13 protein-coding genes are annotated in these 13543 nt (G+C 71.8%); 8 read left to right on the forward strand and 5 right to left on the reverse strand.

Annotated elements, in window-relative coordinates:
* The first annotated feature begins 8 nt into the window (after positions 1 to 8).
* Positions 9 to 1217, forward strand: coding sequence for an amidohydrolase (locus tag Actkin_RS02645; protein ID WP_189208589.1), 1209 nt, complete (start codon positions 9 to 11; stop codon positions 1215 to 1217).
* 86 nt (positions 1218 to 1303) lie between these two features.
* On the forward strand, positions 1304 to 1555 hold the full coding sequence (locus Actkin_RS02650) for a hypothetical protein (protein WP_258905728.1): 252 nt from the start codon (positions 1304 to 1306) through the stop codon (positions 1553 to 1555).
* Between the two features lies 1 nt (position 1556).
* Here Actkin_RS02650 and Actkin_RS02655 read toward each other — a convergent pair whose 3' ends face one another.
* A complete protein-coding gene (locus tag Actkin_RS02655) occupies positions 1557 to 2702 on the reverse strand; it encodes an acyl-CoA dehydrogenase family protein (RefSeq protein WP_258905731.1) in 1146 nt (381 codons plus the stop codon).
* A gap of 73 nt (positions 2703 to 2775) precedes the next feature.
* On the opposite strand from Actkin_RS02655, the gene Actkin_RS02660 reads away from it, so the two are divergent.
* The 3 genes from Actkin_RS02660 (at position 2776) to Actkin_RS02670 (ending at position 6279) form a co-directional block, all read left to right on the forward strand.
* Positions 2776 to 3375: a TetR/AcrR family transcriptional regulator gene (locus tag Actkin_RS02660; RefSeq protein ID WP_189208586.1), complete on the forward strand. Its 600-nt coding sequence runs from the start codon at positions 2776 to 2778 to the stop codon at positions 3373 to 3375.
* Positions 3376 to 3578: 203 nt separating this feature from the next.
* Entirely contained in the window at positions 3579 to 4895 is a 1317-nt protein-coding gene (locus Actkin_RS02665) for a citrate synthase (RefSeq protein WP_189208585.1), read from the forward strand.
* Positions 4896 to 4959: 64 nt separating this feature from the next.
* Complete coding sequence (locus tag Actkin_RS02670; protein WP_258905732.1) at positions 4960 to 6279, forward strand: cryptochrome/photolyase family protein; 1320 nt, start codon at positions 4960 to 4962, stop codon at positions 6277 to 6279.
* Positions 6280 to 6287: 8 nt separating this feature from the next.
* Here the strand turns inward: Actkin_RS02670 and Actkin_RS02675 are convergent, their stop codons facing one another.
* Both Actkin_RS02675 and Actkin_RS02680 read right to left on the reverse strand, forming a co-directional pair.
* Complete coding sequence (locus Actkin_RS02675; protein ID WP_309569105.1) at positions 6288 to 7031, reverse strand: very short patch repair endonuclease; 744 nt, start codon at positions 7029 to 7031, stop codon at positions 6288 to 6290.
* A gap of 31 nt (positions 7032 to 7062) precedes the next feature.
* Positions 7063 to 8253, reverse strand: coding sequence for an ABC transporter permease (locus tag Actkin_RS02680; protein WP_258905733.1), 1191 nt, complete (start codon positions 8251 to 8253; stop codon positions 7063 to 7065).
* Between the two features lie 169 nt (positions 8254 to 8422).
* On the opposite strand from Actkin_RS02680, the gene Actkin_RS02685 reads away from it, so the two are divergent.
* The 3 genes from Actkin_RS02685 to Actkin_RS02695 are packed head-to-tail and all read left to right on the forward strand — an operon-like array spanning position 8423 to position 10608.
* Positions 8423 to 8860: a YbaB/EbfC family nucleoid-associated protein gene (locus Actkin_RS02685; protein WP_258905734.1), complete on the forward strand. Its 438-nt coding sequence runs from the start codon at positions 8423 to 8425 to the stop codon at positions 8858 to 8860.
* 18 nt (positions 8861 to 8878) lie between these two features.
* Complete coding sequence (locus tag Actkin_RS02690) at positions 8879 to 9184, forward strand: type VII secretion target (RefSeq protein ID WP_189208581.1); 306 nt, start codon at positions 8879 to 8881, stop codon at positions 9182 to 9184.
* Positions 9181 to 10608 carry a WXG100-like domain-containing protein gene (locus tag Actkin_RS02695; protein WP_189208580.1) on the forward strand — a complete coding sequence of 476 codons (1428 nt, stop codon included), beginning with the start codon at positions 9181 to 9183 and terminating at the stop codon, positions 10606 to 10608. The genes Actkin_RS02690 and Actkin_RS02695 overlap by 4 nt, the downstream gene beginning before the upstream one ends.
* Before the next feature lie 785 nt (positions 10609 to 11393).
* On the opposite strand, the gene Actkin_RS02700 is transcribed toward Actkin_RS02695, so the two are convergent.
* Positions 11394 to 12929 carry a glycerol-3-phosphate dehydrogenase/oxidase gene (locus Actkin_RS02700; protein WP_258905737.1) on the reverse strand — a complete coding sequence of 512 codons (1536 nt, stop codon included), beginning with the start codon at positions 12927 to 12929 and terminating at the stop codon, positions 11394 to 11396.
* Entirely contained in the window at positions 12926 to 13534 is a 609-nt protein-coding gene (locus tag Actkin_RS02705) for a TetR/AcrR family transcriptional regulator (protein ID WP_189208578.1), read from the reverse strand. Before Actkin_RS02705 ends, Actkin_RS02700 begins: the two co-directional genes overlap by 4 nt.
* Between the last annotated feature and the right edge of the window lie 9 nt (positions 13535 to 13543).

Genomic DNA, 13543 nt, shown 5'->3' on the forward strand with positions numbered 1-13543 from the left:
TTCTGGGTGTGACGATCGCAGTAACTGGTGGATATGTGGTCCCCGTGGTCGGCGAGCCGATCGACGGGGGAACGGTGCTGATCGACGACGGCAAAATCGTCGCGGTCGGCGCGGACGTCGAGATCCCCGAGGGCGCGACCATCGTCGACGCGGCGGGGAAGTGGGTGCTGCCCGGCTTCGTCGAAGCGCACGGCCACCTCGGCGTGCACGAGGAGGCCGAGGGCTGGGCGGGGCAGGACACCAACGAGATGACCGACCCGGTCACCGCCAAGGTGCGCGCCCTCGACGCGGTCAACCCGGCCGACGAGGGCTTCCGGGACGCGCTCGCGGGCGGGGTGACGACCTGTGTCGTCAAGCCCGGCTCGGGCAACGTCATCGGCGGGCACACCGTGGCGCTCAAGACCTGGGGCCGCACCGTGGACGACATGCTGATCCGCGACGCGGTCAGCATGAAGAGCGCCCTCGGCGAGAACCCCAAGCGCGTCTACGGCGAGAAGAAGACCATGCCGTCGACCCGCCTCGGCGTGGCCGCGGTCATCCGCGAGCAGCTGACCAAGGCGCAGGACTACATCGCCCGGCGCGCGCACGCCGCCGAGGAGGGCAAGCCCTTCGAGCGCGACCTGACGATGGAGGCGCTGGCCGCCGTGCTGGAGGGCACCACGCCCTGGTGCCAGCACGCCCACCGCGCCGACGACATCGCCACCGCGATGCGCCTGGCCGACGAGTTCGGCTACAAGCTCGTCCTCAACCACGGCACCGAGGGCCACCTGCTGGCGGACACCATCGCCGAGCGGGGCATCCCGGTGATCATCGGCCCGCTGTTCACCACCCGGTCGAAGGTCGAGCTGCGCAACCGCCACCTGCGCAACCCCGGCATCCTCGCCCGCGCTGGCGTGAAGATCGCGATCACCACCGACGCGCCGGTCATCCCCATCGACTTCCTGGTCCACCAGGTGACGCTTGCGGTCAAGGAGGGCCTGGACCCGGCCGAGGGCCTGCGTTCCATCACGGTGAACCCGGCGGAGATCCTGGGCCTGGACGACCGGGTCGGCGCGCTGGCCCCCGGCCTGGACGCCGACGTGGTCGTGTGGTCGGGCGACCCGCTCGACGTCATGAGCCGCGCCCTGCGCGTCTTCGTCGGCGGCCGCGAGGTCTACACCTACGACGAGGCCGCCGGCCGCGGCGTCACGGTGGACCCGTACTACCGGGAGGGCTGAGCCGAGACCGCCCGCCCGGTGGCCGCACCGGGCGGGCGTCGTCGTTCCGGGCCCATCCGGCCCCCTCGCTTGTCACAATGCCGCCCATGGCCGACGAGACCGCCCCCCAGATCCCGCTGCACTCCGCGTACACGGGGGGCACGCCGCCGGAGACCGTGCGCCACTGGGAGGCGCGGATCCGCTCGGCGGAGTCCATCGAGGCCGCCCAGCTGCAGGTGGGCTACCTGCAGCTGGTGCAGCTGCGGATGATCAAGCTGATCCTGGTCTGGGCGCTCGTCGTCGTCCCGATCATCGTGGCCGCGGTGTTCCTCATCAACCACAGCCTGTCGGGGTCGTAGCTCAGGCGGACTTCAGCTCCCGGGCGATGACGACGCGCTGGATCTGGTTGGTGCCCTCGAAGATCTGCGGCACCTTCGCCTCGCGCATGTAGCGCTCCACCGGGAAGTCGCGGGTGAAGCCCGCGCCGCCGAGGACCTGGACGGCGTCGGTGGTCACCTTCATCGCCGCGTCCGTCGCCACCAGCTTGGCGATCGAGGCCTGGCGGACGAACGGCAGTCCTCGGTCGCGCCGCCGCGCGGCCTCCAGGTACGTCGCCCGCGCCGACTCCACGGCCGCGGCCATGTCGGCGAGCAGGAACTCCATGCCCTGGAAGTCGATGATCGCCCTGCCGAACTGCCTGCGCCCCTTGGCGTAGGCCACGGCCTCGTCCAGCGCGGCCTGCGCGAGGCCGACCGCGCACGCGGCGATGCCGAGCCGTCCGGAGTTGAGCGAGGTCAGGGCGATCCTGAGGCCCTCGCCCTCGGCGCCGAGCAGCCGGTCGGCAGCCACCCGGGCGCCCTCGAAGCGCATCTGGGCCGTCGTCGAGCCGGTCAGGCCCATCTTGCGCTCGGGCGGGGCCGCCGAGAGGCCGGGGGTGCCTGCGGGGACCAGCAGGCAGCTGATGCCCTTCGCGCCGGTGTCGGCCGTGCGGACCATCGTGGTGTAGAAGTCCGCCGCGCCGCCGTGGGTGATCCACGCCTTGGTGCCGTTCACGACGTAGTCGTCGCCGTCGCGGGTCGCGCGGGTGGACAGGGCCGCCGCGTCGGAGCCGGCGTGCGACTCCGACAGGGCGTAGGCGCCCAGGAGGTCGCCGCCGAGCATGTCCGGCAGGAAGCGGTCGCGCTGCTCGTCGGTGCCGTGCCCGGCCAGGGCGTAGCAGGACATCGTGTGCACCGACAGGCCCACGCCGACCGACATCCACGCGGTGGCGATCTCCTCCAGGACCTGCAGGTACACCTCGTAGGGCAGCGCCGCTCCGCCCCAGCGCTCCGGGTACGGCAGGCCCAGCAGGCCGCTGCGGCCGAGCAGGCGGAACTGCTCGCGCGGGAAGCGACCGGCCTCCTCGTGCTCCGCGGCGATCGGCGCCAGTTCGTCCCGCGCGATCTCGCGGGTCAGCTTGAGCAGGTCCTCGGCCTCGGTGGAGGGGAGCAGACGCTCGGCGGGCACGGCGGTCCTCCGATCGGGAGATACGGAAAGCAGTACGCTAGGACGCTCCAGAGTACCGTGAGACGCTGATCAGATGACCCGAGCCCGGCCCGCGCTGACCGCCCGCCAGTCCGCAGTGCTGGCGGAGCTGCTGGCGCTGTTCCTGCGGGAGGGCTTCGCCGGGTTCACCCTCGACGACCTCGCCGCCCGGCTGCACTGCTCCAAGTCGACCCTCTACGCCCTGGCCCCCAGCAAGGAACAGCTGGCCAGGCGGGTCGTCAGCCGGTTCTTCCGCGACGCGACCGAGCGGGTGGAGAAGCGCGTCGCCGAGGCCGCCGACGCCCGCGGCCGGATCTCCACCTACCTGCACGCCGCCGCCGACGAGCTCAAACCCGCCTCCGACCGGTTCGTCGCCGACGTCGCCGCGTTCGCCTCCACCCAGGCCGTCTACGAGCGCAACGCCAAGGCCGCCGCGGCCCGCATCCGCGCCTTCATCCAGGAGGGCGTCGCCGAGGGCCTGTTCCGCGACGTGCACGCCCGCCTGGTCGGCGAGATGGCCGGATGGCTCATCGAGGGCATCCAGACCGGAGTGCTCGGACGGCGCGCGGAAGTCTCCGACGCCGAGGCGTTCGCCGCGCTGTCCGACCTGCTGTTGGGCGGTCTGGAGCTCACCACTCGCCCGGACGCGCCGTGAACCCCTGTGATGCGTGTCCCAACGCTGCCGGTAGGCCGGGTTCACGGGTGTCCGGATTGGGCGCGGCGCACTAGCGTAGGGGGCTCAGGACCCCAACGGGGCGGTGCTGCGCCGCGGCGACGACCCTGCCGCGGAACGCACCGGACCAGGCCCGCACCGGCTCGGCCGCGACACCGCCCTGTCCGAGTGTGAGAGGTACTTGCATGCCCGACGGGACCGCTGTGCCCACCGGCACCGAGCCGACCGCCACCCTGCGCTACCCCGGTGGAGAGCACGAGATGAAGGTGGTCCCGGCCACCGAGGGAACCTCAGGCATCGATCTCGGCAAGCTGCTCGCCAAGACCGACCTGGTCACCCTGGACCCCGGGTTCGTCAACACCGCCAGCTGCTCATCCGCCATCTGCTACATCGACGGCGACCAGGGGATCCTCCGCTACCGCGGCTACCCGATCGAGCAGCTCGCGGAGCACTCGACGTTCCTGGAGGTCAGCTACCTGCTGATCTACGGCGAGCTGCCCACCCGCACGGAGCTGGAGGAGTTCACCCACAAGATCAGCAGGCACACCCTGCTGCACGAGGACCTGAAACGCTTCTTCGACGGCTTCCCGCGCGACGCGCACCCCATGCCGGTGCTCTCGTCCGCGGTGTCGGCGCTGTCGACCTTCTACCAGGACAGCCTCAAGCCGTTCGACTCCAACCATGTGGAGATCTCCACGATCCGGCTGCTGGCCAAGCTGCCGACCATCGCGGCGTACGCCTACAAGAAGTCCGTGGGCCAGCCGTTCCTCTACCCGGACAACTCCCTCGGCCTGGTGGAGAACTTCCTGCGGATGACCTTCGGCTTCCCGGCCGAGACCTACGAGCTCGACCCGGCCCTGGTCAAGGCGCTGGACCTGCTCTTCATCCTGCACGCCGACCACGAGCAGAACTGCTCGACCTCCACCGTCCGGCTGGTCGGCTCCTCCGAGGCCAACCTGTTCGCCTCGATCTCGGCGGGCATCAACGCCCTGTTCGGCCCGCTGCACGGCGGCGCCAACAGCGCGGTGCTGGAGATGCTGGAGGGCATCCGCAACTCCGGCGGCGACGTCGAGCGGTTCGTGGCCAAGGTCAAGAACAAGGAGGACGGCGTCAAGCTGATGGGCTTCGGCCACCGGGTCTACAAGAACTACGACCCGCGCGCCGCGATCATCAAGCGCACCGCCGACGACATCCTCGGCAAGCTCGGCGGCGACGACTCGCTGCTCGACATCGCCAAGCAGCTGGAGGAGCACGCGCTCTCCGACGACTACTTCATCGAGCGCAAGCTCTACCCGAACGTGGACTTCTACACCGGCCTGATCTACCGGGCGATGGGCTTCCCGACGAAGTTCTTCACGGTCCTGTTCGCCCTGGGCCGCCTGCCCGGCTGGATCGCCCACTGGCGGGAGATGATGAACGACCCCGCCACCAAGATCGGACGCCCGCGCCAGGTCTACACCGGGCACACCGTCCGCGACTACAAGTCCCTCTCGGAGCGCTGAGCGCCCGAGCCTTTCCGGGGCCGTCCCGCGTTGGGGCGGCCCCGCGCCGCGTCCGGCGGTAGCGTTGTCCGCCGTGCCACCGTCGATCGTCTGGTTCCGCCGCGACCTGCGGCTGAGGGACCACCCCGCGCTGCTGGCCGCCGCCGACCGCGGCCATGACGCCTTGGCCCTGTTCGTCGTCGACCCGGCACTGACCGCTCCGGCGGGGGCGGCCCGGCTGGCGTTCCTGCACGGCTGCCTGCGCGCGTTGGACGAGCAGCTCGGCGGCCGTCTCATGGTGGTCGACGGCGACCCGGCGGTGGTGGTGCCCCGGGTCGCCCGGTCGGTCGGCGCCACGTCCGTCCACGTCTCGGCGGACGCGGGACCGTACGGCCGGACGCGGGACCTCGCCGTCGAGCATGCACTGTCCGATGTGGAATTCGTGCGCACCGGATCGCCGTACGCGGTGACGCCGGGGCGGATCACCAAGGCGGACGGGACGCCCTATCGGGTGTTCACCCCGTTCAGCCGCGCGTGGGCCGAGCACGGCTGGCGGACGCCCGCGAAGACCTCGGCGTCCACTTTGCACTGGATAGAACCGGTCGACGGCGGTCTGCCCGACCCGCCCGCCTGTTCGGCGCGACTCCCCGAACCCGGCGAGCACGCCGCCATGGCCGCCTGGGAGGCGTTCCGCGACGAGCGCCTGCCCGACTACGCCGCCCGCCGCGACCGCCCCGACCTCGACGCGACCAGCCGCATGTCGCCGTACCTGCGCTGGGGCTGCGTCCACCCGCGCACCCTGCTCGCCGACCTCGGCCGCCGCGACACCGCCTACCGCACCGAACTGGCCTGGCGCGAGTTCTACGCCGACTTCCTGTGGCACCGCCCGGAGACCGCGCGCGCCAACGTGAATCCCCGCTTCGACGCCCTGCGCCACGACACCGACCGGACCCGCTTCGCCGCGTGGCGCCGCGGCGAGACCGGCTACCCCATCGTCGACGCCGGGATGCGCCAACTGCTGGCCGAGGGCTGGATGCACAACCGCGTCCGCATGATCACCGCCAGCTTCCTCACCAAGGACCTGCACCTGCCCTGGTGGTGGGGCGCCCGCCACTTCATGACCCACCTGGTCGACGCCGACCTCGCGTCCAACCAACACGGCTGGCAGTGGACCGCGGGCTCCGGCACCGACGCCGCCCCGTTCTACCGCGTCTTCAACCCCATCACCCAAGGCCGCAAGTTCGACCCCGACGGCGCCTACATCCGCCGCCACATCCCCGAACTCCGCCACCACGACGGCGACGTCCACGAGCCGAGGAACGCCCCCGGCTACCCGCCCCCGATCGTCGACCACGCCGAGGAGCGCAAGGTCGCCCTCGACCGCTACGGGGAGATCTCCGGGTAAGGCCGCGTTCAGCGTTTCCCCCGGCCGTTCGCCTCGTCGAGCGCGTGGAAGACCCGTTCGGCGGCGACGCTCGGCTCCTCGTGCTCCCAGCACCGCACCACGGTCCACCCCTGCTCTTCGAGCACCCGGGTGGTCTCCCGGTCCCGACGCACGTTGGTGGCGATCTTGTCGCGCCAGAAGGCGGAGTTCGTCGCCGACTCCTGGTAGTGGTCGGGGCATCCGTGCCAATAGCAGCCGTCGACGAACACCGCGACCCGGGCGCCCGGGAACACGATGTCCGCCGTGCGCCGGAAGTCCGGCAGCGGGCGAAACGAGACCCGGTATCGCAGACCCCGTCGGTGCAGCAGCGCCCGCAGCCTGCGTTCCGGCAAGGTGTCGCGCCCCCGGTTGGCCCGCATCGTGGCGCGCGCCGCTGGCGATGACGCCCAGGACCCGGGCGGCCGCACCTCGTCACCGACGAGACCGGCCGCCCGCGCGCGTTCCCAGCCTTCCGCCAGGTTCGCCATCCTGGTCTCGCCGTCCACCGGGCCGAGTGCCCGCACCACCGATCGGCCGTTGGAGCGCCAGCGCAGGTAGGCGCGGACAACGCCGCCCGATGCCTTGAGCAGCACGTGGCCGCGCGCGGTCTCGCCCGTCTCGACGCGCACCGCCCGCCGGTGCGCGCCGCCCGCCGCCTTGTCCTGCTCCGCCTCGACCAGGGCCCGGGTGCGCCCCGGTCGGGGCCGCCAGGCTCGCGCGGGCGGTCCGGTCACGAGCGCTCCCCGCCGCGCGACTCCCCATGCCTCACCGCTGCACCCGCACGGCGTCACGCAGGCGCATCCGGGGGCCGGTGCTCAGGGCGGCGCGGGTGTAGACGCGGGCGCCCAGCCAGGCCAGGCCCGCGACGGCGGCCAGGGTCATGGTCATCGCCAACCCGATCTGCCACAGCGGTGCGACGCCCAGCGCGATGCGGCCCGGCATCATGACCGGGGAGAGCGGGGGGACCAGGGACAGCACGGTCGTCGCCGTCCCGGACGGGGAGCGCGAGAGCAGGCCGAAGCCCAGGACGAACGCCACCACCAGCACCATCGTGATCGGCAGCAGCACCGCGGAGGTCTCCTCCTGCCGCGACACCAGCGAGCCCGCTGCGGCGAACACTGTGGCGTAGAACAGGAATCCCAGCAGGTACCAGACCAGGCCCCAGACGAGCGTGCCGATCGCGGCGGACGGGATGGCCAGCACGCCCGTCGTCAGCGCCAGCAGCAGGCCCGCGCCGCCGATCGCGGCGAACTGGGCAAGGCCGACCAGGCCGAGGCCGATGACCTTGCCCATCAGGAGCTGCCACGGCCGCACGGTCGCCAGCAGCACCTCGACGACGCGGCTGGCCTTCTCCTCCACCACGCCCTGGGCGACCATCGTCCCGTAGAACAGCAGCGCCATGTAGAGCAGGGCGATGACGATCAGCGCCACCGCCATGCGCTGGTCGCGCGCGGGGTCCGGCGTCGTCATGGTGTGCACGTCGATCGTCGCGTCGGCCACCGTCGTCAGGACGCGGTCGGGGTCGAGGTCCTCGACGGCGGCGAGTTCGGCGCGCAGGACCTGTTCGCGCACCAGGCTGGTGAGCACCTGGCGGATGTCGTTGTCCAGCGCCTCCCGCACGACCACGCGCAGGGCCGCGGGGGCGCCGCTGACCAGCACGTCCAGCTCGCCCGCGTCGACCATGGCCTCGCCGGTGGGCACGTCGGGGACGGTCGTGGTGTCGACGTCGATGCCGCGCGCCCCGGCCTGCGCTACCAGCGGGGTGGCGATCGCGGCGGCCTGGCCCGCGAGGCCGACCCGGCTGCGCTCGACGGAGGAGAACAGGGTGCTCTGCATGAGCACGAGACCGACGAGCGCCACGATGGCGGCGACCGTGCTGACCACGAACGACCTGGTGCGGAGCCGGGCGTCGATCTCGCGGCGGGCGATCAGCCACACCGTGCTCGCCGGGCCCACAGCTCCCCCCTCGCGTCGCCGTACGCGGAGCATTATCGCGCTCCTGGCCTGCCGAGGGGGGCTCGGGTGCGCCTGCAAACGAGTTGGCCGAATCACTCCCGCCGGGGAACCGCGCGGGACATGCTCCGTCCAACACGATGATCCGGGTTGGACCATGGGAGGGCCGGGGATGAAGCCGGAGCAGTGGCTGGCGCAATACGACGAGAAACTCCAGGCCGCGGCCAAGAGCGCGCAGAAGACCGAGAAGGCGCTGCTCGAGGTGGGCGGCGCCGCGAGCTCGCCCGACGGGGAGATCACGGTGCGGGTCAGCGCCAACGGCGCGACCACGGGCCTGGTGCTCCGGCCGGGCGTGCGCGACCTCGAGCCCGAGCACCTGGCCAGGGTGATCATGGAGACCACCCGGCAGGCGCAGCGCGACGCCGCGGCGAAGGTCGTCGACACCATGCGCGAGCTGGTCGGGGAGGGGCCCGCGCTGGAGGTCGTCAAGTCGCACCTGCCCGAGGGCTTCCGCGGCGACGGCGCCGACGCTCCGCTGGACCTGGAGAAGCACCGCGACACCCGGTCGGACGAGGAGTACTTCGAGAACCCGCCGGAAGTCGTCAACTAGGACAGGGGAGCGGCTCGCATGGGCACTGGATTCAGCATCAACGTGGCCGAGGTCCGCGGCCACTCCCGCACGGTGGCGGCCTGCTCGTCGCAGGTCCACAGCGCGGGCAGCATGGCGCGGATGGTCTCCGACAACGCCTACGGGCTGATCGGCGGCTTCTTCGCCTCGGCGATCCTCTCCGCGTGCGGCGACGTGCTGGAGGGCATCAACCGGGTCGCGGCCGCCGTCGACGAGGTCCGCCAGGGCCTGGAGGCCGTCGCCGACGACTACGAGGCCATCGACCGGGGCAACGCCGACACCTTCAGCGGGAGGACGAGACAGTGACCGTCAGCTTCACGCCGCAGGGCAGTGGCGAACAGGCCGCGGCGACCATCTCGAACAACGTCCGCGCCGCCCGCGCCGCCATCGACAGCGGCGACTGGCTGGACGCGGGCATGGCGGTCACCAACGTCGCCATGGACGTCATCAACATCGCGGGCGACCCGCTCGGCGCGGCGGCGAGCGCCGGGTTCGGCTGGATCATCCAGCACATCTCGTTCCTCCGCGAGCCCTTCGACGCCCTGCTCGGCGACGCGAACTCGATCATCGGCAGCGCCGAGGGCTGGAACCGCACCGGCGACCAGCTCGCCGCGACCGCCGAGCGCTACCGCCAGGCAGCGCGCGAGGAGACCTGCAACTGGCACGGCTCCGCTGGCAACGCCTACCGCTCGGCCAGCACGACGCAGGCCGAGGGCCTGGAGGCGCTGTCGCAGGTCAGCAAGGCCGTCGGCCAGGCGATCACGCAGGCGGGCCAGCTGCTCGCCGAGGTCCGCAACACCGTGCTTGAGATGATCAACCGCTGTGTGCAGCGGGTCATCCAGATCATCATCGAGGCGCTGTCGGCGTCCTGGCTGAGCTTCGGCGCCTCGATCGCCATGGGCATCGCCCAGTCGGTGGCGACGGCGGTGCAGACCGCGCAGAAGATCATCTCCAAGGTCCAGAAGTTCATCTCGTCGCTGCAGAAGATCCTGCAGACGATCCAGCGGATCGTGAACCTGGCCAAGGCCGTCAAGCAGCTGCTGGAGACCATCGGCGGCCGCGCCAACACCGCGCCGCGCGCCCGCGTCCACAACGCAACCCCGGTCGACACGCGGAGCCTCGACGAGGCGGCGGACCGCCGCTACACGACCCCGAGCAACTGGTCCGGCCCCACGCGGGCCCAGGACGCGCCGCCCGCGTACAACTACGACCCGTACCGGCCGCCGGGAACGCCGACGGGGCAGCAGGGCGGCTACGCGCCACCGCCGCCCGGGTACTCCGGCTACCAGCCGGTGCCGGGCGGATACCGCCCGCCGGGCTCCACCCAGCCCCCGCCGGGCCGCCCGTCCCCGTACGGTCCCAGCGGCCCGCCGCCGGACCCGGGCGTCCCCGCCTCCCGGGTGGACCGCGCCAGGTGGATCGGCTCCGCGGTCGAGATCCTCATCAACCACGGCGTCCCCCCGGAGCGCATCGACGCTGGCCAGATCGCCCAGATCGTCGACCGCCTCTCCGGCGGCAACCCCCACGCCATGGACATGCGCCACCCGTCCGCGGCCGAGGGCACGCCGCCGAAGGGGCTCATGCAGATCACGGACCCGCAGTTCCAGCAGCACCAGGTGGCGGGGTACCCGAACATCTGGCAGCCGGTCGACAACCTGCTGGCGGGCGTGATGTACATGCTGGCGCAGTGGGGATCGCTGATGGCGGTGCTGGAGGCGCCTGCGCAGTAGGGGTGTTGCGCTGAGGGCTGTCTCCTGGGGTGGGGGCAGCCCTCAGTGGTCGGCGGGCTCTTTCGGCTGGCCGCTTAGCGCCAACCCGTCCGGCACCTGCTTCGGGCGTGCTCTCGCTGCGTCTGCTCATCGCGATGGCGCTGCCCGGCTCTGCGTCTCGTTCCTGGGGTGGCCCGCTTTCGCTTTGGGTCTCCTGGTCTCTTGGGCCGCCTTGCTTCTGCGCTGACTATCAACCGTTGCTGGGCGCCTTGGCGGCTATCTCGTGCTACCGCGGGTCGTCGCCGGCCACCTCGGTTCGGCTGCGGCGGCTCGGTCTCTATCGGGTTCGCCTGCGGCTGCCTCGGTCCCATCCGGTTCGCCTGTGGCTGCCTCGGTCGCGGGCCCTGGTCGCCTGCGTGTGGCTTTCATTGCCTTCGCCTGCTTAGGCTGGCGCTGGCGTCCCTTCCTCTCGATCAGCCCTTTCCCGCATGCGACCGCTTTCGCATCCGCCCCTTCCGTCTAGCTCGTTTCCTTTTCTGCCGCCCTTCCCCCCTTGGCGTTGTGGGTCGGGCGGGTGGTGGGGCTGCGGTGGGTGGGTGGTTCGCGATTTGCTTTGGGGGTGTCCGATGGGGTGAACCCGCATTCGCGGGGCCCCTAAGCGAGACGGCGCGGCGCGGATTAGGGGCGGAGCGGCGAAGCCGTCCGCGCCGAGCGAGGGTAGCACCGTCTCGCTCCCCACGAATGCGAGTTCACCCCATCGGACAGTTGTCTGGGGCGTGTTGCGTTTTGTGGGTGGGGGTCTTGTCCTAATGCAAGCCCTCTAGGGCTCGTTTTACCAGGTCTGCTACTGCTGGTTCGGCTTCTGCTCTGTCTGTGGGGACTAGGCCGATTCTGGTTCGGCGGTCCAGGACGTCGTCTGGGGTCAGGGCGCCTTCTGTGCGTACTGACCAGACGACTTCTGCTGCGGTGATGGGGCTGGTGGGGGTTACTGGCTTTGCCAGGTCTGGGTCTAGTTGGGCCATCGCGTGGATTGTCGTCGCTTCTGTGCCATAGCGGGAGATCAGCCACTGAGGGGCTTCCAGTGTGGACAGATAGCGGCGGGGGGCCGCGCCAACCAGGGGGATATCTCGGGTCTGGGTTCGGCTGGGGGTCATCCCTGCTTTGCGGATCGCCATGTCGATCGCGTCTGCGGCCATCTTGCGGTACGTCGTCAGTTTGCCGCCCACCACCGTGATCACGCCGTTCTTCGCCACCAGTACCGCGTGGTGGCGGGAGAGGTCTGAGGTGTGTTCGCCGGGGTTCGACAGCAGGGGGCGTAGGCCCGCGAACGAGCCGATGACGTCCAAGCGGCTCAGGGGGCGGGACAACACGGTCCCGGCCACCTCCAGCAGGAAGTCCACATCGGACTCCGGGACCGTCGGGACGTCGGGGATGTCGTCCACGGGGACATCCGTCAGGCCCAGGTACACACGTCCGTCCGGCTGGGGCAGGAGGAGGACGAAGCTGCCGAAGCGGTCCGGGACGGGGATGGTGAGGGCCGTGCCGCCGATGCCCAGGTCCGCGCCGTCCAGCACCAGGTGGGAGCCGCGGGAGGGGCGGAGGCGGACCTCGTCCACCAGGTCGCCCGCCCACACGCCCGTCGCGTTGATGACGGCTCGGGCCCGGAGGTGGATCTCGTGGCCGGTCACCTCGTCCAGGACCTGGGCGCCGTGGCCGTCGAGCATGAGGGCGCGGACCCTGGTCAGGATGCGCGCGCCCCGGCCCGCCGCGGTGCGGGCGAGGGCGACGACCAGGCGGGCGTCGTCGATCACCTGGCCGTCGAAGGACAGCAGGCCGCCGCGGAGGCCTTGGTGGCGCAGGCCGGGGGCGAGGGCGCTGGCCTCCGGCGCCGACACCCGCCGGGGGCGGGGCAGGACGTCCGACGGGGTGCCCGCGAACCGGCGGAGGCCGTCGCCCGCGGTCAGGCCCGCGTACGTCAGCGCCGCCGCCTGCGGGGACACGCCGGGGGTCAGCGGCACCAGCTGCGGCAGCGCCCTGGTGAGGTGCGGGGCGGTCCGGGTGAGCAGGACGTGCCGCTCGGCGGCGCTCTCCCTGGCCAGGCCGACGTCGCCCCTGGCGAGGTAGCGCAGGCCGCCGTGGATCAGCTTGCTCGACCACCGTGACGTGCCGAACGCCAGGTCGCGGGCCTCGATCAGGGCCACGCTGAGCCCGCGCGCCGCCGCGTCGAGGGCCGCGCCCGCGCCGGTGATCCCGCCCCCGACGACGAGCACGTCGACGGTCTCGCCCGCGAGCGCGGCCAGGTCGTCGGCGCGCCTGCTGGCGTTCAGGGCCGTGCTCCTCATGGCGACTCCGGACGCAGGACGGCGTCGAGCAGGTGGGTCAGTTCGGTCAGCAGGTCGTCGGCGGGGACGTCCGCGGTGGCCGGGCCGAACGACAGCACGAACGACTGGACGGTCAGCAGCAGGGCGCGGGCCTGGACCGCGGTGTCGGCCCGCCGGATGGACCCGTCGGCGTGGCCCGCGGTGAGCTGGCTGACCAGGTACGCCTCGGCGATCTTCTGCGTGCTGCCCAACCGCTCGACGATGTAGGGCAGCACTAGGGCGCCGTCGCGGTCGAGGACCGTGCGCATCAGCGGGTCGGCGGTGATCGCGCGGACGCCCGCCACCGCGCCCCGCACGAGGCGGTCGCGCGCGGTCGGACCCTCGATGACCGAGGCGGCCGCGCGGGTGAGCAGGTCGCCGAACTCGCGGGTCATCAGGGCCGCGAGGAGGGAACGCACGTCGGGGTAGCGGCGATACAGGGTCATGCGGCTGACCCGGGCGCGCCGGGCGACGTCGGTCAGCGTCGTGCGGCGGACGCCTTGGGCGAGGACGCAGTCCTTCGCGGCGTCGAGCAGCACGCGGTCGTCCACCCTGGTCGCAGGCGGGGTGTGACGTTTCGCGTTCATGTGTCACAC

It is taken from the genome of Actinokineospora sp. UTMC 2448 (genome assembly GCF_024760565.1).
Lineage (GTDB): Bacteria > Actinomycetota > Actinomycetes > Mycobacteriales > Pseudonocardiaceae > Actinokineospora > Actinokineospora fastidiosa.